The following is a 20,058-nucleotide window of genomic DNA, read 5'->3' as shown; positions in this document are numbered from 1 at the left end:
TTCACGCCTCGAACGGCGTCACATTGCCCGCGGCGTCGCGGCCACCGCTCTCGTGTTCGATGGCGGTGGCCAGGTCCTGCACGCTGGTCCAGCTGCGCGGCTCCTCGTCCTCCAGATTTCCGATGGTGTACCAGGTGGCGGTACCGCGATAGCGCACGAGCCCGTGGCCCGAGTAGTCCAGCGTCACATCGAGATCCCCGGAGACCGTTCCCTCTTCCCGGGTCATGACGGCTGCCTCGCTCTGGATTTCGACGATGGCGACTATGTGAACTCTCCCTTGCTGATGCAGTCCTTCACTGCTGTCTGCAATGCGGACTGTTCCTTGGTGTCGACGTTCAATCCGTACTTTAGTTTCACCTGGATGTAGTGCCCGATATAGGCGCACCGGAAGTTTCCGGGTGGCAGGTAACTGGACGGATCCTGGTCGCCCTTGGAACGGTTGGCGGTGGGATCGGAAATCACCAGGTTCAACGCGTCATTGGCGATATGGCGGCGGGTGTCGTCGTCGAGCTTCGCCGCGCCCGACCGCCACGCCTCGGCCAGCGCCACGATGTGGTCGATGTCCAGGCCCGACGAATCGGTGGTCCACTTGTAGGGCTTGAGGGCATTGGTCTTCTTGTCCATGACCCCGTACTGGTCGCGCCAGCCCGCAGTGGCGCCGAGGCCGCTGAATTTGCAGCTGCTCGGATCCAGTTTCACCGGTCCGGTCGCGTCGCGTATCAGCACCACCTCGCGGGTGGTGCAGCGGCTGTATTGCGCGAAGCTGTCACCGAATCCGTGCTCGGGCTTCTCGGTGTCCCAGTGCGGGAAGCGCTCGCGCGCGTAACCGGTCATCGGCAGTTCGTCGGCCACCTTGAGTTTGCCCAGCAGCGCGTTGATCTCCTTGGCGGATCCGGCCGGTTGCGCGCCGCGATCGGGAATCGGCGGCCCACTCGACTCCGGTTTGTCTGTGCCGCCGCGTTTTTCGAGGATGGTGAAAGCGACGGCCAGTGCGACCACGATCAATAGCGAGACGACCGCTTGCAGCAGGCGGCGCTGGGCCGGGGACAGGCGATCCGACAGGCGTAATGGATTTGTGCGCAACATATCCCGCAAACCTTCGCAATCGGCGACCCGAATCGGCAAGTCGCACCCGAGGTTCGGAGACCTGCGTCACACCCACCGTGACTCCATGGTGGGTCCCGCGAAGATCGAAAACAATGGCGGCGCAGCCCGTCCCGCGCCACCACCTGCGGATATGCGACGGCGCGCCGGGTAGTAGCTACCCGGCGCGCCGAATTGTCCTGAGAATCAGGCGGTGTCGATCAGGCGTTGTTCAGCTTGTTCAGGCGCTCGCACGCCTCGAGGTACTCGCTGATGAGGCGCTGCACCACGTCCGCGGAACGCTCCATCTTGTTCATCATGCCGACGACCTGGCCGACCGGGTTGAAGTTCACGTCCTTGGCCTGCTCGGGGTAGCGGTGGCCGCGCTTGACGCCGTCGAGGGCGACCATCATCTGCAGCGGCATGCCGAGCGGGTTCGGGGTGTCCTCGGCCTCCCAGGCTTCGGTCCAGTCGTTCTTGAGCATGCGGCACGGCTTGCCGGTCCACGAGCGCGAACGCACGGTGTCGGAGCTGGTGGCGTCGATGTAGGTCTGCATCTGCGCGGGCGGCACATTGGCCTCCTCGACGGTCAGCCACAGCGAGCCGGTCCACGCGCCCGCCGCACCCATGGCCAGGGCCGCCGCGACCTGACGGCCGTCGCCGATACCGCCGGCCGCGAGCGCCGGCATGTCGCCGATCGCGTCGATGACCTGCGGCCACAGCACCACCGAGGAGATCTCGCCGCAGTGGCCGCCACCCTCGGTGCCCTGCATGACCACGAAGTCCAGTCCGGCGTTCTTGTGGTTCATGGCGTGCTTGACCGAACCGCACAGCGCGCCGATGAGGCGACCGGAGTCCTGGATCTGCTTGATCACGTCGTCGGGCGGGGTGCCCAGCGCGTTGGCGACCAGCTTGGCCTTGGGGTGGTTGAGGATGACCTCGATCTGCGGGGCGACCGTCGTGGCGGTCCAGCCCAGCAGCTGGTTGTGCTTCTCCTCCGGCGGCAGGTGCGGCACGCCGTGGTCGTTGAGAATCTTCTCCGCGAAGTCGCGGTGGCCCTGCGGAACCAGCTTGGCCAGCTGGGCTTCCAGCTCCTCGGGGCTCAGGCCCTCGACGCCCTTGCCCTCGTACTTGGACGGGATGACCAGGTCGACGCCGTAGACGCCCTGCACGTGCTCGTCCAGCCACTGCAGCTCGACCTCGAGCTGCTCGGCGGTGAACCCGACCGCACCGAGCACGCCGAGACCGCCCGCATTGCTGACCGCGGCGGCCACGTCCCGGCAGTGGGTGAAGGCGAAGATGGGCACATCGATGCCGAGGCGATCGCAGATCTCGGTACGCATGGTGTGGTGGGCTCCTCTGAACTTTCCGACACTGGAAATGTTGTGCCCACCACACTAGAACATGTTCTACATTCGGACCAGTCTCTCGATGCCTACCCGTAGGTCACTGTCAACAACATGTTCTAGTTGCCGGGAATGGTCAGCCGTGCGCGAGCAGCCCGTCGGCATGCAGATCATCGAAAAGGAGCTGGTCCACGGGCGGCACGTGCGGCCGGTCCATGTAGCTGAACCAGGCGATCTCCTCGATCTCGCTGCTGACCGCGATGTTGCCGGAGTATTCGGCCGTATAGCAGGCCATGCGCACGACCGCGTCGGGAATCAAAGCCTCGTAGGTGCCCACGTGAGCGACCGTCTCCGGGGCGATCTCCACGGTCAGCTCCTCGCGGATCTCGCGCACGAGCGTCTGCAGATCGGTCTCGTCCCCCTCACGTTTCCCGCCCGGGATATAGAAGACGTCCTTGCCGCTCGGCCGCGCGCACAGAATCCTCCCGCCTTCGATCCGCACCCACGCCACCGTGTCGATCAGCCGCTGCTCCCGCTCCGTCCGCATTCGCGCAGCCTAGCGGGCGTCAGCGCGTGGTCCGTGGGATGCGTTGCGCCCATGTCGGCAGCCAGATCTCGTCCTCGGGCTCGGCTGTCCGCCGCGCGTCGAGATGGCCCCGGAGTTCGGGGAGCGCTGGATGCGCGTTGTCGGTACGCCAGATCAGGGACAGCGGGTAGACCAGCGAGGGGCCGCGCACGGGGATGCGCCGCAGGTCGAAGCTGTCCGGCCACAGGTACCGGGTGCCTCGGCCGACCAGGGTCGCCAGGTCCGCCGAGTCGGCGATCTCCTCGAGCAGGGCCTCTTTCGAGAAGACCAGGCCGAGGCGGTCGATGGTGAACCCGAAGGTCTCGGTGAGTTCGGCGAAGTAGTCGGCGATCTCGCCGTGCGTGGGCAGACCGGGCATCCAGATGCGGTGCCCGGCCAGTTGCCCGGGCGTCACGGCCCGGGCGTTGGCGAAAGGATGGCCCGGGCCGACCAGCAGCTCGTGCGGCTCGTCGATGACCCGGGCCGTGCTGATCCCGCGGGGCAGCTGCTGCCGTACTCGGATGGCATGGAAGGTGGCGTCGATCGTCCCCGCCTCGACGGCCGCGATCGCGGCCTCGGCATCGCCTTCCAGGGTGACGATGTCGAGCGCGATATCGGGGTGAGCGCGATGGAAGTCCTGGAGCAGCGATGCCATGACTACGCGCCTGTTCACCACATCCACACGCAACGCGCGCCGGCCGGGCCGCACCGAGGCGTCGGCGCGGTCGGCCACCCGCAGCAGTTCCCGTGCGTGCGGCAGGAACGACCGCCCGTCGATGGTCAGCTCGGCCCCACGCGCGGTGCGGGCGAACAAACGCACATCCAAGTACTTCTCCAGCGCCGCAATGCGTTTGGAAACTGCCTGCTGGGTGATCGATAACGCGTGGGCGGCTTCCTGGAACTGGCCCGCGTCCGCGACCGCGACGAAGGTGCGCACACCGGTGAGATCCACGCGAACACCGTACTCCCACAACGCACAGTTGTGGCTCGCCGATGGAACGGTTGTTTGATCTCGCCTTTCCTCGATTGATTGGATCACCTCCGTCAACAGTGAGTTGTTCGGGAGGTAGGCAGCGTGATGGCCAGACGAGCACTGGGCCGCGAGTTCGGATGGCTGTGGGCGTCCTACGCGGTCAGCGCCTACGGCTCCGGCCTGGGCTTCGGCGCCCTCCCGCTGATCGCCGTCACCGTATTGCACGCCAGCCCCATTCAGGTCTCCACGCTGGCGGCCGTCGGGCCCGCGGTCGGCGCGCTGATCGCCCTGCCGCTCGGCCCCTGGGTGGAGTTCCAGCCCAAGCGCCCGGTGATGATCGCGATGGACCTGCTGCGATTCGCGATCATGCTGAGCATCCCGATCGCCTACGCCCTCGGGCATCTCGGCTTCGCCCAGTTGCTGCTCGTTTCGGCCGTCGTCGCCGCGGCCAAGATCGTCTTCGGCGCCGCGAGTGGCGCATACCTGAAGTCACTCGTCCGCCCGGACGACCTGCTGGTCGCCAACGCACGATTCGAATCGACCAACTGGAGTTCCATCGCCCTCGGACCCCCGCTGGGCGGCGCGGCGATCGGCGTATTCGGTCCGGTCGTCACCGTGATCGCCGACGCGGTCAGCTACCTGCTGTCGGCCTTCGCAGTCACCGCGATCGGCGGCAATGAGCAACGCCCCCACCAGAAAACCGTGAGCACCCCCCGAACCGCTGACCTCCTGGAAGGCTGGCGGCACCTGCTGAGCCACCCCGGCCTCCGGTCCCTCTATCTCAACCAGCTTCTCGTCAACGGCCTGATCATGACGACCGAGCCCCTGCTCGCCGTCCTCCTGCTCCGCGAACTCCACTTCAGCCCTTGGCAATACGGCCTGGCCTTCGCCGCCCCCTGCCTCGGCGGCCTCATCGGCTCCCGCCTGGCGGCCCGGGTGGTGGCTCGCCATGGCCAGTTCCGCGTGCTCCGCACGGTCGGCACCCTGCGCGCCATCTGGCTGATCGGCCTCGTCTTCGTCCAGCCCGGCGTCCTCGGCCTCGTGACTGTGATCGTGGTAGAGCTCGCGATCATCATCAATATGAGCCTCTACACCCCGGTGCTGGCCACCTACCGCCTCGAACACACGCCGAAAGACCTTGTCGCCCGCACCCTCTCGGCGTGGTCGATCAGCAGCGGTCTCGCCATCGCCGGACTCAGTGCCCTCGGCGGACTCCTCGCGAGCGTCACCAGCCCCCGCGCGGCCATCGCGGTCGCGGGCCTGCTGATCCTGGCCAGCCCACTGCTCCTCCCCCGCGAGGAGCGCCCGGGCGGCGCCACCGGCCCGGGCCTCTCCGAAACCGCGCGGTCGCGGGCCTAGCCGGAGGTGGCGGCAGGCTTGGGCATTCGTACCGCCAGGCCCAATGCTCCCGCGGCGACGGACGCGGCGGCGATCACGTACCAGCCGTGGCGGAAGGCGTCCAGGGTTGCCGGTCCGCCGTGCGGTGAGCCCAGTACCGCCACGAGAACCGCTACGCCTACGGCCATTCCGAGCTGGCGGGCCATGGTGAGGACGGCCGAGCCGGTCGCGAATTGCTGGGGCGGCAGGCCCGATGTGCCGGCGGCGGTGCCGGTCGGCAGGGTCAGGCCGACGCCGAGGCCGGTCAGCAGCATCCCAGCGAGGAGCCCGGCCGCGTAGTTGGCGTGCAGGGCGACGGCCTGGGCCCACCAGATGATTCCGGCCGCGAAGGCGATTCCGCCGAGGGCGAGGACTCGGCCGACGCCGACCCGGGCGATGAAGGGGCCCGCCGCGATCGCGACGACCGGCACGACCAGGGGGCCGGGTGCGATGCCGAGGCCGGTCTTCAATGCGGACCAGCCCCAGACGTTCTGCATCCAGAGCACCGCCGAGAGCAGCATGCCCGCGAAGGCGAAGTTGAACAGCAGGGAATTGCCGAGCACGACAGTGAAGTTCGGGACGCGCAGCAGGCCCGGATCGACGACGGGGCTGTGGTGGCGGCGTGAAGAGAACACGAAGACTGCCGCGAAGACGATGGTCGCCGCGACCGCACCGAGCACTCCCGCGGATCCCCAGCCCCAGTCCTGTCCCTTCACCACGGCCAGGATGAGCGAACCCACCGAGGCGATCAGCGAGAGCGCGCCGACCCCATCGGGCAGGGGGCCGCCCGTGCCCGCGGGTCGCGGCAGCAACCGGACGCCGACCAGCAGGGCGATGATTCCCAGCGGCACGTTCACCAGAAACACCCAGCGCCAATGCAGTTCGACGAGCAGTCCGCCGAGCACGGGGCCCAGCGCAGCGCCCAGACCGCCGAAGGCTACCCACAGTCGCACCGCCGTCGCCCGCCGCTCGGCCGGTGTCGCGGCCAGCAGCAGGCCGAGCGAGGACGGGGTGAGCAGTGCCGCGCCGGCGGCCTGGACCACCCGGAACGCGACCAGTGCTCCCGTGTTCGGGGCCACCGCGCACAACGCCGACCCGAGCACGAAGACGCCGAGCCCGGTCAGGAAGGTCGTCTTGTGCCCATTGCGGTCACCGAGCCGTCCCGCGGGCACCAGCAGGGCCGCGTAGACGATCGCATACGCGTTGAGCACCCACGAGAGCCCGGAGATCCGCGCACCCGAGAAATCCTCGGCTATCCGCGGCAGCGCCACATTGACGATGAACAGGTCCAGGCTGGACAGCAGCACCGCCACCGCGACGATGCCGAGCACCACCCGCGAATCGACTGCCCGCCGCTCCTCCTGTGTGACAACGGCATTCATCGCTCTCCCCCATGTCTCGGGGCATCGAGCCCAGTGAGTTGCATCATGCGACTGACCATAAGGTAGTGAGTCTCTTCAAGCAACCGACTATGCTGTGGGATATGCGGCGAACCAGCTTCGAGGACATGAACTGCTCCATCGCCCAATGCCTGGAGGTGGTCGGCGAGTGGTGGACGTTGCTGATCGTGCGGGACGCCCTGTTCGGGGTGACCCGCTTCGACGACTTCCGCACCCGCCTCGGCATCGCCCGCAATGTGCTCACCCAGCGCCTGGAACACCTGGTCGAGCAAGGAGTCCTGGAGAAGACCCCCTATCAGGACAACCCGGTCCGCTACGACTACCGCCTCACCGACAAGGGCCGCTCCCTGTGGACGATCCTCGCCGCCATGCGGCAATGGGGCGACGAATGGGCGGCCCCCGACGGTCCGCCGATCGAAGCCGTGCACACCGGCTGCGGCCACACCATGACCGTCCAGCCCGCCTGCTCCGAATGCGGTGAGCCCGTCGCCTCGAAAGACCTGCGCCTGCAATTGGGCCCGGGCGCCCATGACCCGGACCTGCTGCCCGCTCGCGGCTGAGCCATGAACCCTCCGACCCCGGGGTGCCGCCCGCACCCCGGCGTTGCTGCCCGGCCGCTGATGATCGCGTCCAGCCCGTGCCACGCGCGGGAGCACCCACGGGCCGCGAACCGATCGGTGCCCTAGAATCCGTGGAGTGGCGCGCTGTCGAAGCGGGTCGCGCACAACGGATTCGGGGGGATCTCGACAGGCCTGACAGTCGCCGGACCCGGTGGGACCGGAAGCATATCGTCGCGCTGGTCATCTCCGCGGGCCTGGTGCTCTCCGGAGGGGCAGCTTGATCGTGATCTGGGCCTCCCGGACAATTCGACCAGGTATCTCGCGCAGGCGGTCCTCGCCTGCTCCGCGGTGCCCTGGTTTCTCAGCTGGTTTCCGCGGCATGCGGAAGAAAGGTGGTGGCGGTGCGTCCCGCTGAACCGAGTGAGTCCACCCGGCCGAGCCCGGAGACCGTCCTGGCGGTCGGCGGCTGGCATCCGCGGCATTCGCGCGTGCTGGCGCTGGCGAGCAACGGCGCGTACGCGTTCGCGCTCGTCGACACCAACGGCGACGGTTCCGAGATCGACCTCGACGAGCTGATCCTCGACGACGGCGAATGGCGGGCCGGGATGAGTGTCGGCGCGGGCGAGTTCATCGCGGTGGGCAGTCGCGGCTCGGTCTACGTGCTCGGCTACGGCTCGAACGTGAGCGGCGTGCGATGGGCCTATGGTCGCGCCGACCGCCCCGGCACCGCCGAGGTCGAGGTGGACGGACGCGCGATCGCCGTCACCATCGCCGACACCGGGTGGTGGGTGTGGGTCGATCCGGTCGTCGAATCGAACTGAACCGCACCACTATCGGAGTCAGGCGGCCCGGACGCCCGTGAGCTGGTGTCCGGTGGCCTTGGCGACCGTCGGCAGCTGAGCGGTGATCTCGGCGGTCGGCACGGGCGCGCCGTCGAACATGGACACGACCAGTGTGCCGTCCTCGGCCTCCCACGTACCGGCGATCCGGCCGCCGACCAGCACCAGCGGCGAGATCCAGCCCGCGGTGCGGCTGACCTTAGCGCGATGGTCGCCCGGCAGCAGCACGGTGTCGCCGGTGCCCGGGCCCAGCACGTACTGGTCGAACTGACCGAGTAGATGAACCGCGGAGGTCGGCTTCGTCTGCGCCAGCTCGTCGAGGTGCTCGGTCAGGAAGTAGCCGCGGCGGCCCTCGACGTCGATCTCCGTCAGTTCGTTTCCCAGTGCCGAGAACCAGCGGCGCACAGTCGTTTTGCTGAGGAATCCGCGAGTCAGCCAGGTATTGAAGATCTCCGGCGACCCCGGGCCGTGCGCGCCGAGGTAGGCGCGGACGATCGTGGGCGCGGCGTCATCGGGTTCCGGAATGCCGGCCCACCCGGGCACGACGTGCGCGGGATTGGTGAAGGTGACCGAGGTGCCGCGCGCCGGGCCGTAGCAGAGCGCCCCTTGCCAGGCCAGCGGCTTGAGCATCGACCCCCACCCCGAGCGCAGGTGCTGCTCCAGCGGCTGGAAGCGCGGTTCGGCGATCAGGGCCGACACCAGCTCGTCCCGCGTGAGCACCTGCCCGTCGAGAATCCCGCCGACCGCTTTCACCAGCGCGGCGACATCCTCGGGTGTCGCCCCGGAGGCCTTGGTCCACGCCGGTTTCTCCCAGGTCCGCGCCGAGGCCATGAGCGAGAGCGCGGCCGCGCCCTGCTCCGGCGTCATGGCGTGCAGCGTCCCGCGCATGGCCCAGGTCTTGAGCAGTGTCCCCTCCCCCAGCGCGTCGACGACCGCGCCGGGCTTCCCCGTTGAACGCCGCAGCGCCACAGCCGTTTCCGCGGCCGAGGTGACCTGTGCCTGCACCCCGCACAGCCGTTCGGCCACGGCCGCCGCGTTCGAGTGGGTCCGCTGATCCACGAACTGCCGCCGCACTCGCCAGGCGAACATCTGATCCCACGAAACCCGCACCACGCCTCCAGAACCCGCTCGACCGCAACGGCCAGAGCATACGACCGAGGACCGACGCGGGCCGTGATCCAGTGGGTGCGCCGACGTGCCGTCCATCGCGTCCGGCGCGGGTTCCCGTGTCAGGCGCGCATTGTCAGAGGCGTTCGATGATGGTGGCGTTGGCCAGGCCACCGGCCTCGCACATGGTCATCAGGCCGTAGCGACCGCCGGTCTGCTCGAGGTGGTTGAGCATGGTGGACAGGATGCGGCCGCCGGACGCGCCGAGCGGGTGGCCCAGGGCGATCGCGCCGCCGCGCGGGTTGAGCTTGGCAGGGTCGGCGCCGAGCTCCCGCGCCCACACCAGCGGCACCGGCGCGAAGGCCTCGTTCACCTCGTAGACGTCGATATCGTCGATGGACAGCCCGGCGCGAGCCAGCACCTTGCGGGTGGCGGGGATGACGGCGGTGAGCATGAGCAGCGGGTCGTCGCCGGTGACGGCGAAGGAGTGGAAGCGGGCGCGCGGCTTCAGGCCGAGCTGGGCGGCCTTCTCCTCGCTCATGATGAGCGCGGCGGAGGCGCCGTCGGTCAGCGGCGAGGAGTTGCCCGGGGTGATCGACCATTCGATCTCCGGGAAGCGGGCCTTGAATTCGGCGTCGGTGAAGGCGGGCTTCAGTCCGGCCAGGCCCTCGACGGTGGTGGTGGCCCGAATGGTCTCGTCGGCGCTGATCGTGCCCGCCGGCACCAGTTCGTTGTCGAAGCCCCCGACCGCGGCGGTGGCGGCGGCCGATCGGTGCGAGCGGGCGGCGAACTCGTCCAGGGCGGTCCGGTCCAGCTTCCAGCGCGCGGCCAGCACCTCGGCCGCGATGCCCTGCTGCACCAGGCCGTCCGGGTAGCGGTGCGCGATCGGGCCGCGGTTGGCGTCCTGGCCCTGGGCATTGGAGAACATGGGCACTCGCGACATGGACTCGACGCCGCACGCGATGGCGATGTCATAGGCCCCGGCGATGACGCCCTGGGCGGCGAAATGGGCGGCTTGCTGTGAGGATCCGCACTGTCGGTCCACTGTCGTGGCGGGCACCGCTTCCGGGAAGCCTGCCGCGAGCACCGCGGTGCGGGAGATATTGAACGCCTGCTCACCACTCTGGGTGACGCAACCGCCGATCACATCGTCGACGAGCGCGGGGTCGATTCCGGTGCGTTCGATCAGGCTGCCCAGTACTCCCGCGAGCAGGGTGGCCGGATGGACTTCGGACAGGCCGCCACCGGCTTTCCCCTTTCCGGACGGGGTGCGAATGGCGTCGACGATGACGGCGGAAGTCATGACTTCTCCCTGTTCCCAGCGGACGATCCGGATGCGAATTTCGGTTAACATAGGAACTGTACCCCACGACCGGTGGCGCCGTCAGCACCCGGATTTCCAGTCTCCCTGTCGCCCTGATTCCGATTGCTAACCTGTTGCTGTGACCGCCACCAGCAATCGAACCCACGCCCCCTTCTGGGACCTCGAGATGCGGCTGTCCGCTGTACTGTCGGTGCTCGCCGGATTCATCGGCGCGGCCGCCTACGCCCACTCCGAGGGCTACTTCGTCACCTTCATGACCGGCAATACCGAACGCGCGATTCTCGGCAACTTCGCCGGCGACTACACCCTGGCCCTGGGCGCGGCCTCGATCATCGCCTGCTTCCTGGCCGGCGTCTTCGTCGCCTCGATCTGCCGGCGGTACTGGTGGACCAATCACCCGCACGGCGCGACCATGCTCACCACCGTCGCGTTGGCGTGCGCGGCCATCGTCGACAACATCCTCGACGAGCGCGGCATCGGCCTGGTCCCCATTCTTTTCGTCGCCTTCGGCATGGGCGCGCTGAACACCTCGTTCGTGAAGAACGGCGAGGTGTCGATCCCGGTCAGTTACGTCACCGGCACGATGGTGAAACTCGCACAGGGCATCGAGCGGCATGCCTTCGGCGGCGGCAGCGCCCGCGACTGGTTGGGCTATGCGACGCAATACTTTTCGTTCGGTACGGGCGCGCTCATCGGCGGCCTGGTCGCGGTGGTGGTCGACGGCGCCTACATGCTCAACGCCGCCGTCGCTGGGTCGCTGCTGGTGGCCTCCTACACCTGGCGAGCCGACATCCGCTGGGTGCGGCGCACGGTCCGACGGGCGATAGACGAGAGCTGAACCGCGCGACACGGGCAGGTCACAGCCAGGCAACACATGGCTAATTGACCGCAAATGCGGCGAACTGGTCATATTCTGCACAACATGACAACCAGCAAAGAGGGAGTTTTCGAGGGGCCGGTTCAAACACTGGCCCGCAGCGCGTGGCAGTCGATCCTGGTCACCGGCATTCTCTCGGTGGTGCTGGGCATCCTGATCCTGGTGTGGCCCGGACCGACCCTGGTGGTCGCGGGTGTCCTGTTCGGTATCTACCTGCTCGTCTCCGGCGTCTTCCAGCTGATCGCGGCGTTCGGTCTGCATGTCAGCGCCTGGATGCGGGTGCTGTCGTTCATCACCGCCATCCTGTCGTTCATCCTGGGCTTCTTCTGCTTCCGCAACGAGTTCCAGGCGATCGGCCTGCTGGCGTTGTGGATCGGTATCACCTGGATCTTCCGCGGCACCGCGGTGCTGGTGGCCGCGATGTCGGACTCCGCGGTTCCGGGCCGGGGCTGGCAGATCCTGTTCGGCATCCTGCTGATCGTCGGTGGCGGCCTGCTGATCGTGGAGCCGTTCCGCTCCATCACCACTCTGGTCGTCGTGGTCGGCTGCTGGCTGATCGTGATCGGCATCTTCGAGGTCATCTCGGCGTTCCAGGTCAAGCGCACGGCCAAGCACGTCGCCGCGAACCTATAGTCTTCCGACAACCGACATGGCGGTCGCCCCACAATCGGGGTGGCCGCCATTCTCGTTGAGGCGCGGATATTCTCAGCGCAGCCGCTTCGGCCGCTTGTCCATGAGCCGCAGGATCAGCGGCGTGAAGATGAGCTGCATGGCCAGATCCATCTTCCCGCCCGGCACCACGATGCTGTTGGGCCGCGACATGAACGAGTCGTGCAGCATGGACAGCAGATACGGGAAGTCGATCACCTTCGGGTCGGCGAAGCGGATCACCACGAAACTCTCGTCCGCGGTCGGAATCGTCCGGGCGGTGAAGGGATTCGAGGTGTCGACCGTCGGCACCCGCTGGAAGTTCACATAGGTCCGCGAGAACTGCGGGCAGATGTGTTTCACGTAGTCGGGCATGCGCCGCAGAATGGTGTCGATGATGGCCTCGCTGGAATAGCCGCGTTCGGTCTTGTCGCGGTGCACCTTCTGAATCCACTCCAGATTGATGATCGGCACCACGCCCACCAGCAGGTCGGTGTACCGCCCGACATCGACGTCCTCGCCGACCGCGGCCCCGTGCAGGCCCTCGTAGAACAACAGGTCGCTGCCCGGTGGCAGCTCCACCCACGGCGTGAAGGTGCCCGCGGGCTGCCCGTAGGGTTTGGCCTCCTCGTCGTCGTGCAGATAGCGGCGTACCGCCCCGACTCCGGTTTCCCCGTAATCGCGGAACAGCGTCTCGAGTTCGGGCAGCAGATTCGCCTCCGGCCCGAAATGCGAGAACGTGAGATTGCGCTGCTGTTCGGCCTCGGCCATGGCCAGTTTCATCTCGTTGCGGTCGTAGCGATGGAACGAATCCCCTTCCACGATGGCCGCGTTGATTCCCTCGCGGCGGAATATCTCCTGGAAGGTTCGCGTGACGCTGGTCGTCCCCGCACCGGACGACCCGGTGATCGCGACCACGGGATGTTTGACCGACATGGCACCTCCTCGATTGCCGGACAGCAGGTTTCGCGCGCCCGGCCGTTCAATGACGGGCCGCGCGGAACAGTGAGCGGGAACCGAAGAGCGAGGCGTCGAAGCTGGGCCCCTCCTCCGGTTCGCGGTGATAGCGCTCGATCCGCTCGACCTCGTTGCGGGAGCCGAAGATGAACGGCACCCGCTGATGCAGTTCCTCGGGACGTACGTCCAGCACGCGTTCGTGCCCTGTGGAGGCCGCTCCCCCGGCCTGCTCGACCACGAAGGCGATCGGATTGGCCCCGTACAGCAGCGAGACCCGGCCCGGCCGTTCGGGATTGCGGGTGTCGCGCGGATACATGTAGAGCCCGCCGCGGGTGAGGATGTGGAAGGTGTCGGCCACCAGCGAGGCGACCCAGCGCATATTGAAGTCGCGCCCGCGCGGCCCGTCCACGCCTTCGAGGCATTCGTGGACGTAGCGGCGCACCGGGCGCTCCCAGAACCGTTCGTTGGCGGCGTTGATCGCGAATCCGGAGGTGTCGTCCGGGATGCGCATGCGCGGATGGGTGAGCACGAACGCGCCGACCTCGCGGTCGAGGGTGAACCCGTCCACGCCGTTGCCGGTGGTCAGCACCAGCATGGTCGCGGGCCCGTACAGGGTGAAGCCCGCGCAGACCTGCTGCACGCCCGGTTGCAGGAAGTCGTGCCCGGCCGGGACGCGCCCGTCCTCGGGTGCGCGCAGCACGCTGAAGATCGTGCCGACCGGCAGGTTCACGTCGATATTGCTCGACCCGTCGAGCGGGTCGAAGGCGAGCAGGTACTTGCCGCGCCGGATCTCGGTGGGCACCTGATGGCATTCGCGCATCTGCTCCGACACCAGGGCGGCCAGCGGTCCGGTCCACTGGCTTTCCGACACCATGATGTCGTTGGCGATGGCATCCATCTTGCGATGCACCGTGACCGGCAGGTGGCCGGCATCGGAGGCGCCCAGGGAGCCTACGATGGCGCCCCGGGTCACCTGATTCGCGATGATCTTGGTGGCGGTGGCGAGCACGTTCAGCAGCGCCGAGAACTCCCCGGAGGAGCCGGGATGCTTGTGCTCCTGCTCGATGGTGTACCGGGTCAGGGTCTTCAATCCTTCGGGCACAGTCCCTCTCATTCCCTCATGGAGATGCCCCCTCGTCGGCGAGGGCGTCCGTGAACACACTGCTGCCGAGGACGTCGCTGTCCGTCAGGGTGATCAGATCGGTGCGGCCGACCGGCCGATGCAGTTCGACCAGGCGTTTGGCCTGCCGCAGCCGGCAGCGGTCGAGGGCATTGCGCACGCTGCGGGCATTGGCGAAGCGGGGGCGGGCCATGCGCAGCTCTAGGTAGCGCGAGAAGGATTGCGCGGCTTCGGGATCGAAGCGGAAGTTCTCCTGGCGCACCATGAGCTCGCCGATGGCCATCAGCTCGTCGTGGGTGTAGTCGGGGAACTCGATGTGGTGGGCCACCCGCGAGGACAGGCCGGGGTTGGCGGAGAAGAAGGTGTCCATCCGGTCCGGATAGCCGGCGAAGATGACCACCAGGCTGGTGCGCTCGTTCTCCATCTCCTGCAACAGGATCTCGATGACCTCCTGTCCGTAGTCGCGCTCGTTCTCGGGGCGGAACAGGTAGTAGGCCTCGTCGATGAACAGCACTCCCCCGGCGGCCTTGGCCAGCGCCTCCTTGGTCTTGGGCGCGGTGTGGCCGATGAACTGGCCGACCAGGTCGTCGCGGGTGACGGTGTGCACCTTGGGTTTCCGGATGTACCCGAGGGCGTGCAGCATCTCGGCCATGCGCAGCGCCACGGTGGTCTTGCCGGTGCCGGGGCCGCCGGTGAAGCTCATGTGCATGGTCGGGCGGGTGGCCTGCAGGCCGAAGCGCTGGCGGGCCCGATCGATGAGCAGCAGGGCCGCGATCTCGCGCACCCGGCGTTTGACATTGGCCAGGCCCACCAGTTCGGCGTCCAGGCGGGTGAGGGTGTCCTCGACGTCCTTGCCCGCGACGTCGGTCGACAGATCCAGGACGGCGTCGTCGGCCAGCGGTTCCAGTAGGTGGCCGGCCGCCACGGTGTCCTCTGGTCGGGGAGACGCGTCGGCGGCCGGACCGCGCAGCGGGCCGGGGCTCGTGGCCCCGGGCCGATGCATCTGGAACCCGCCCGCCGGGCGGCCGGCTGCAGGCTGCCGACCGTCCGATGCCGCGGGGTGTTCCGAGCTCACGATAACCTCCTGATCCGAAAGGTGTTCAGCCGCCGTATCTTTGGCCGGATCGCTGATCCGACGAGTAGGCGTGGAAGCCGTAGCGCTGGCTGCGGTCCGCGCCCTCGGTGCGGTCGAGGCGGAAACCGGGTTCGTCGGCCGGGCGCTGCACGATGAAGCTCAGCGCCGTGGTCTGGCGGCCGTAGGAGGCGTCGTAGGCATTGACGCGGATGTAGTGCCGCGGGAACGTGGCCCGGCAGGCGTTGATCTCGGCGAGCACGCCGTCGGGCTCGTCCAGATCGAACAGGGGCAGGCCCCACATCTCCCAGTAGTTGTTGCGCGGGTGCGGATCGTCGGTGTACTCGATCGACACCGGCCAGTTGTTGAGCAGGGCGTAGCGGACCTGGGCGGCGATCTCGGTGTCGTCGAAGTCCGGCAGGTGCGAGAAGGTGCCTTGGCGCAGATGCATGGTGGCTCGACTTTCAGCGGGAGGCCGTGGGGACGGCGTCGGGGGCGTCGGTGGAGGTGTATTCGAAGGTGACGTCACCCCAGGTCTGCAGGGCGACCTCGAGCGGGCGGCAGCTCTCGGCGGAGCGGCGCAGCACGTCCGGGCCCTCCTTGAGCAGATCGCGACCCTCGTTGCGTGCCTTGACCACCGCTTCGAGCGCGACCCGGTTGGCCTCCGCGCCCGCGGCGATGCCCATCGGGTGGCCGATGGTGCCGCCGCCGAACTGCAGGATGGCGTCGTCGCCGAACAGGTCCAGCAGCTGGTGCATCTGGCCGGCGTGGATGCCTCCGGAGGCGACCGGCATGACGCCGGGCAGGCTGGCCCAGTCCTGGTCGAAGAAGATGCCGTTGACCGGGTTCGTGGGGATGTGGTTGTCGCGCAGGGTGTCGTAGAAGCCGCGCACGGTGTGCGGGTCGCCCTCGAGCTTGCCGATGACCGTGCCCGCGTGCAGGTGGTCGACGCCGATCAGCCGGCACCACTTGGCCAGGACCCGGAAGCTGACGCCGTGCGTCTTCTGGCGGGTGAAGGTGGAGTGCCCGGCCCGGTGCAGATGCAGCAGCATGCCGTTGGTGCGCGCCCACTTCGAGATGGACTGCATGGCGGTGTAGCCGACCGTCAGGTCGATCATGATGATGCAGCTGCCGAGCGATTTCGCGAACTCCGCGCGCTCGTACATGTCCTCCATGGTGGCGGCGGTGACATTGAGGTAATGGCCCTTCAATTCACCGGTTTCGGCGATGGCGCGGTTGACGCCCTCCATGGCGAACAGGTAGCGGTCACGCCAGCGCATGAACGGCTGCGAGTTGATGTTCTCGTCGTCCTTGGTGAAATCGAGTCCGCCCTTGCAGGCCTCGTACACCACACGGCCGTAGTTGCGCGCGGAGAGCCCGAGTTTCGGTTTCACCGTCGCGCCCAGCAGGGGGCGGCCGTATTTGTTGAGATACTCGCGCTCCATCACGATTCCGTGCGGCGGTCCCTGGAAGGTCTTGACATACGCCACGGGAATACGCATATCCTCCAGCCGCAATGCCTTCAGCGGTTTGAAACCGAATACATTGCCGATCACCGAGGACGTGAGGTTCGTGATGGAACCCTCCTCGAAGAGGTCCAGATCGTAGGCGACGTAGGCGAAGTACTCGCCCGGGCGACCCGGCACCTCCTCGACGCGGTAGCACTTGGCCTGGTACCGGTTGTGCGCGGTGAGACGGTCGGTCCAGACGACTGTCCAAGTGGCGGTGGAGGATTCACCGGCGACGGCCGCCGACGCCTCGATCGGGTCGACGCCGTCCTGGGGCGTCACCCGGAAGACCGCGAGGACGTCGGTGTCCTTCGGCTCGTAGTCCGGGTTGTAGTATCCCATCGACGCGTACGACTGCACGCCCGGATCCCACCGGCTGCGCTGATCATCGTCAGATCCGGCCATCTTTCCTCCTGCGAACCGGGTTGGGTCACTTGCGATTCCCAGGATGACGGGCCCGTTAACGACAAACAATTCGATTGTTTCTGTTCTCGCTCAACCTTTTCGTCGGGTTTGCTACCGTTGAGTATGGGTACGGTGAGCGCGGTGCGTATGGAAACCTTTCTCGCCGTTGCCAAGCACTCCAGCATTCGCCGCGCCGCCGCCCAGTTGCACATCACCGAGGCCGCCGCCTCCGCGGCCGTAGCACACATCGAGAAACAACTCGGCGCGAAACTCGTGACCAAATCCGGGCGCGGCATCGCGCTCACCGAAGCCGGACGGGTGTATGCGGATTACTGCCGCAGCATCCTCGGTCTGATGAAGGAGGCGCACGCCGCCGTCCGGGAAGCCGAGACCGGCCGGCTACGCATCGGTGTCGTCGCCACCGCGGGCGAATACGTCCTGCTCCACCTGCTGGCGTCGTTCCGAACCCGGTATCCCGATATCGAATTGGGTCTGTCGATCCACCCCCGCGACGTCCTCTTCCTCGAACTCACCCACCACGAAACCGACCTCGTGGTCGCCGGTCGCCCGCCTCGCGACACCGGCCTCATCACCCGTGCCCGCCGCCCCTGCCAACTCGTCGTCGTCGGCGCGCCCTCCCGCTGGCCCGACCCCTGTGACGCCACCTGGCTCCTGCGCGGCAAAGGTTCGGGCACCCGAGACACCACCCTCGCCCTCTTCGACCGCCTCCAGATCCACCCGCCCACACTGACTCTCGGCACCCACGGCGCCGCCCTGGCCGCCGCGCGCGAGGGTCTCGGCATCACCCTCATCCACTCCGACGCCGTCGCCGCCGACCTCGCCACCGGCCGCCTGGAGATCCTCCCCGTCGAGGGAACCCCCCTCACCCGCCCGTGGCACGCGGTCACCACCCGCACCCCCACCCCCGCCGCGCGCCTGTTCCTCTCCCATATCACGGACCCGGATCGAGTCGGCGACAAAGCATTTCGTGGTGTCTGAGGTCGTCGGCGATCCCCTGACAGGACACTGTGGAGGCTGTACTCTCCTCGCAAACGGAGCTTACGTACTCCGTTTTTCGGCCCAGCCGGGGGAGATGAGTCATGGCTGGCGTACTTGATGGTGCCCGCTTCCATACGACGGTGGTCGTCGCGCTGCGACTCGCGGCGGTCGCCAGGGCACCGGCTCCCATCGACACGGGTGACCTGCTGGTGGCGTTGCTGCGGGCGGACGGATCGGGTGACTGGTCACGGATCTGCTTGGACACCGGAGATGCCGACGCGATCGAGCGCAAGGGCATGATCGATCGGCCGAGCCGGGGCGCAGGGCGGTGGGAGAACGTGCGGCTCACCGATCAGTGTGCGATCGCCCTTGAGGTGTCCGGGCGGTTGGCGACCCGGTACCGCCTCTGGCCGATCCCGGTCGGGCTGGTCGTTCTCGGGCTGATCGCCGATGAGTCCGCGGCGGCCGCCCGGGCACTGCACGCCGGTCTGCAGCGCCGCGAGTTGCTGGACCGCGTGCAGTCGGATGTGCTGGGTTCGATGCTCGACAGGATCGAGCACACGCTGCCGACGGTGCTGCGCGAGGCGGGCGTGGCATCCTATCAGGCCCAACCGGTTCGCCGCCCGGCGGTGCCGCGCGCACCATCCGCCCCTCGAACGAGGAACGTCCCCCAACGGCAAGCGCCCTCCGCCGAGCCGGGAAAGCGGGAATCCACCCTGATCATGGTGGCGGCGGTGGCCATCGCAGGCGTATTCGTGTTCGTGCTCGCCATGGCGTTACGTGCGCCCCACACGGATCCGCCGGCGCGACAGCCCAATTTCACGCTCGTCCGGCCCAGTTTCGTCCAGCCCACGTTCTCCTACTCTCCCCTACCGTCGTTCGTCCCCCCGGTCCTGCCGACCCGGCCACGCTGACCGCGGCATCGGTTGCGACGCGGTCAGGTGCCGGTGGCCTGGGCAGGTGTCAGTGGTGGAACATGCGAATCTCGGTGCGCGCGAGGGTGATCCGGTGTTCGCGGCAGGCGGCGATGATGGCGTCGGCGCGCAGGGCTCCGGCGGGTTCGACGATCGCGGTGACGCCGTGGGCGGCGGCGACGTCGACATTGTCACGGAAGGGCAGATAGCCGTCGGACACGAGCGTGAGGCCCGAGAGCTGACGCGGCCACACGGAGAGGTTCGGGTCGGCGGTCGGCTCGGTCAGCAGGTCCGCCAATTCGCGGTGCTGCGTGGCGGTGAGTGTGCCTGCGGCGAGGGCGATCCGCCAGTTCAGGCGCTCCTGCCGGGGTAAGGCCGCGGACAGCGGCAGGGCGCGGTAGCCCGCGTCGCCGCGGTTTCAGGATCGGGCGTGCACCGGGTCGCGCGGTCTCGGTACGCGTGCGTAGAATCCTGTTGTGTCAGAACAATTTCGAGTGCAGCGGGCCGTTGCCGCGTCGGCGGCCGACATCTTCAGCATCCTGAGCGATCCGCAAGGTCACGTCTCCATCGACAGCTCCGGCATGCTGATGGGGGCCAGCGGAGACCCCGTCAGCGCCACCGGTGACACTTTCGTCGTCCACATGGACCGCGAGGCCCTCAACGACTACCCGCTGGGGCTGTACGACGTGACCGTCGAAATCGTCGCATTCGAACAGGACAAGCAGATCGCCTGGACCGTTCGCGGCCGAGTCGAACCGGGCCACGTCTACGGCTATCTCCTCGAGCCCATCGAAGCGGGCACCCTCGTGACGTCCTACTACGACTGGTCCGCGGTTCCCCAGGAATTCAAGGACGCCGATATCTTCCCGGTCATCCCCGAAAGCGCTCTCCGCGCCACCCTCGGCATCCTCGCCCGCACCGTCGCCCCGGGAAAGCCCCGGCCGGAACTGCCTTCGCCGTAGGGCGGCCCAGGCGACCGGCCGG

At 67.8% G+C, this 20,058-nt stretch carries 22 protein-coding genes; 8 read left to right on the top strand and 14 right to left on the bottom strand.

Annotated elements, in window-relative coordinates; genetic code table 11:
* Position 1: 1 nt before the first annotated feature.
* The 5 genes from ACFRAQ_RS15365 to ACFRAQ_RS15345 all read right to left on the bottom strand — a co-directional run bounded on the left by ACFRAQ_RS15365 (position 2) and on the right by ACFRAQ_RS15345 (position 3,946).
* Positions 2-226, bottom strand: coding sequence for a hypothetical protein (locus ACFRAQ_RS15365; RefSeq protein WP_357081764.1), 225 nt, complete (start codon positions 224-226; stop codon positions 2-4).
* A gap of 35 nt (positions 227-261) precedes the next feature.
* Entirely contained in the window at positions 262-1,086 is an 825-nt protein-coding gene (locus ACFRAQ_RS15360; protein WP_379099570.1) for an HNH endonuclease family protein, read from the bottom strand.
* Between the two features lie 218 nt (positions 1,087-1,304).
* A complete protein-coding gene (locus ACFRAQ_RS15355; protein ID WP_357081768.1) occupies positions 1,305-2,426 on the bottom strand; it encodes a nitronate monooxygenase family protein in 1,122 nt (373 codons plus the stop codon).
* Between the two features lie 139 nt (positions 2,427-2,565).
* Positions 2,566-2,976: an NUDIX domain-containing protein gene (locus ACFRAQ_RS15350; protein ID WP_379099567.1), complete on the bottom strand. Its 411-nt coding sequence runs from the start codon at positions 2,974-2,976 to the stop codon at positions 2,566-2,568.
* 19 nt (positions 2,977-2,995) lie between these two features.
* On the bottom strand, positions 2,996-3,946 hold the full coding sequence (locus tag ACFRAQ_RS15345; RefSeq protein ID WP_379099564.1) for a LysR family transcriptional regulator: 951 nt from the start codon (positions 3,944-3,946) through the stop codon (positions 2,996-2,998).
* Between the two features lie 126 nt (positions 3,947-4,072).
* Here ACFRAQ_RS15345 and ACFRAQ_RS15340 point away from each other — a divergent pair, with 126 nt between their 5' ends.
* Complete coding sequence (locus ACFRAQ_RS15340) at positions 4,073-5,326, top strand: MFS transporter (protein WP_379099561.1); 1,254 nt, start codon at positions 4,073-4,075, stop codon at positions 5,324-5,326.
* Here ACFRAQ_RS15340 and ACFRAQ_RS15335 read toward each other — a convergent pair.
* The gene (locus ACFRAQ_RS15335; protein WP_379099558.1) at positions 5,323-6,726 is read right to left on the bottom strand and encodes an MFS transporter; all 1,404 of its coding nucleotides are present in this window, start codon (positions 6,724-6,726) and stop codon (positions 5,323-5,325) included. The two genes, ACFRAQ_RS15340 and ACFRAQ_RS15335, sit on opposite strands and share 4 nt — an antisense overlap.
* 101 nt (positions 6,727-6,827) lie before the next feature.
* Between ACFRAQ_RS15335 and ACFRAQ_RS15330 the strand changes: the two genes are divergently transcribed.
* Positions 6,828-7,304, top strand: coding sequence for a winged helix-turn-helix transcriptional regulator (locus ACFRAQ_RS15330; protein ID WP_379099555.1), 477 nt, complete (start codon positions 6,828-6,830; stop codon positions 7,302-7,304).
* Between the two features lie 401 nt (positions 7,305-7,705).
* Positions 7,706-8,125 carry a hypothetical protein gene (locus ACFRAQ_RS15325; RefSeq protein ID WP_379099552.1) on the top strand — a complete coding sequence of 140 codons (420 nt, stop codon included), beginning with the start codon at positions 7,706-7,708 and terminating at the stop codon, positions 8,123-8,125.
* An 18-nt stretch (positions 8,126-8,143) separates the two neighbouring features.
* Here ACFRAQ_RS15325 and ACFRAQ_RS15320 read toward each other — a convergent pair whose 3' ends face one another.
* Both ACFRAQ_RS15320 and ACFRAQ_RS15315 read right to left on the bottom strand, forming a co-directional pair.
* Positions 8,144-9,232, bottom strand: a complete 1,089-nt coding sequence (locus ACFRAQ_RS15320) for a winged helix DNA-binding domain-containing protein (protein ID WP_379099550.1) — start codon at positions 9,230-9,232, stop codon at positions 8,144-8,146.
* Between the two features lie 154 nt (positions 9,233-9,386).
* Entirely contained in the window at positions 9,387-10,553 is a 1,167-nt protein-coding gene (locus ACFRAQ_RS15315; RefSeq protein WP_379099547.1) for a thiolase family protein, read from the bottom strand.
* Positions 10,554-10,740: 187 nt separating this feature from the next.
* Here ACFRAQ_RS15315 and ACFRAQ_RS15310 point away from each other — a divergent pair, with 187 nt between their 5' ends.
* A complete protein-coding gene (locus ACFRAQ_RS15310; RefSeq protein ID WP_379100278.1) occupies positions 10,741-11,412 on the top strand; it encodes a YoaK family protein in 672 nt (223 codons plus the stop codon).
* Between the two features lie 84 nt (positions 11,413-11,496).
* Complete coding sequence (locus ACFRAQ_RS15305) at positions 11,497-12,084, top strand: HdeD family acid-resistance protein (RefSeq protein ID WP_379099544.1); 588 nt, start codon at positions 11,497-11,499, stop codon at positions 12,082-12,084.
* Positions 12,085-12,156: 72 nt separating this feature from the next.
* Here the strand turns inward: ACFRAQ_RS15305 and ACFRAQ_RS15300 are convergent, their stop codons facing one another.
* From ACFRAQ_RS15300 to ACFRAQ_RS15280, 5 genes are read right to left on the bottom strand one after another with little or no spacing between them, the layout of a single operon-like run.
* On the bottom strand, positions 12,157-13,035 hold the full coding sequence (locus tag ACFRAQ_RS15300; protein WP_379099541.1) for a phosphoribulokinase: 879 nt from the start codon (positions 13,033-13,035) through the stop codon (positions 12,157-12,159).
* Between the two features lie 46 nt (positions 13,036-13,081).
* Positions 13,082-14,158, bottom strand: a complete 1,077-nt coding sequence (locus ACFRAQ_RS15295) for a class 1 fructose-bisphosphatase (protein ID WP_357276474.1) — start codon at positions 14,156-14,158, stop codon at positions 13,082-13,084.
* A gap of 16 nt (positions 14,159-14,174) precedes the next feature.
* Positions 14,175-15,251 (bottom strand): AAA family ATPase, encoded by a 1,077-nt coding sequence (locus ACFRAQ_RS15290; protein ID WP_379099537.1) that lies wholly within the window; start codon positions 15,249-15,251, stop codon positions 14,175-14,177.
* Between the two features lie 25 nt (positions 15,252-15,276).
* Positions 15,277-15,699 (bottom strand): ribulose bisphosphate carboxylase small subunit, encoded by a 423-nt coding sequence (locus ACFRAQ_RS15285; protein WP_357081801.1) that lies wholly within the window; start codon positions 15,697-15,699, stop codon positions 15,277-15,279.
* Between the two features lie 13 nt (positions 15,700-15,712).
* Positions 15,713-17,161, bottom strand: coding sequence for a form I ribulose bisphosphate carboxylase large subunit (locus ACFRAQ_RS15280; RefSeq protein WP_379099534.1), 1,449 nt, complete (start codon positions 17,159-17,161; stop codon positions 15,713-15,715).
* 147 nt (positions 17,162-17,308) lie between these two features.
* Between ACFRAQ_RS15280 and ACFRAQ_RS15275 the strand changes: the two genes are divergently transcribed.
* On the top strand, positions 17,309-18,160 hold the full coding sequence (locus ACFRAQ_RS15275) for a LysR family transcriptional regulator (RefSeq protein WP_379100276.1): 852 nt from the start codon (positions 17,309-17,311) through the stop codon (positions 18,158-18,160).
* 101 nt (positions 18,161-18,261) lie between these two features.
* The gene (locus ACFRAQ_RS15270) at positions 18,262-19,074 is read left to right on the top strand and encodes a hypothetical protein (RefSeq protein ID WP_379099531.1); all 813 of its coding nucleotides are present in this window, start codon (positions 18,262-18,264) and stop codon (positions 19,072-19,074) included.
* Positions 19,075-19,123: 49 nt separating this feature from the next.
* On the opposite strand, the gene ACFRAQ_RS15265 is transcribed toward ACFRAQ_RS15270, so the two are convergent.
* A complete protein-coding gene (locus ACFRAQ_RS15265; protein WP_379099528.1) occupies positions 19,124-19,372 on the bottom strand; it encodes a hypothetical protein in 249 nt (82 codons plus the stop codon).
* Positions 19,373-19,550: 178 nt separating this feature from the next.
* Here ACFRAQ_RS15265 and ACFRAQ_RS15260 point away from each other — a divergent pair, with 178 nt between their 5' ends.
* Positions 19,551-20,036: a polyketide cyclase gene (locus ACFRAQ_RS15260; protein WP_379099525.1), complete on the top strand. Its 486-nt coding sequence runs from the start codon at positions 19,551-19,553 to the stop codon at positions 20,034-20,036.
* Positions 20,037-20,058 lie beyond the last annotated feature (22 nt).

The organism is Nocardia sp. NPDC056611 (genome assembly GCF_042792755.1).
Lineage (GTDB): Bacteria > Actinomycetota > Actinomycetes > Mycobacteriales > Mycobacteriaceae > Nocardia.
Note: the sequence above shows the minus strand (reverse complement) of the source record. Positions and strands in the feature narration are given on the sequence as shown.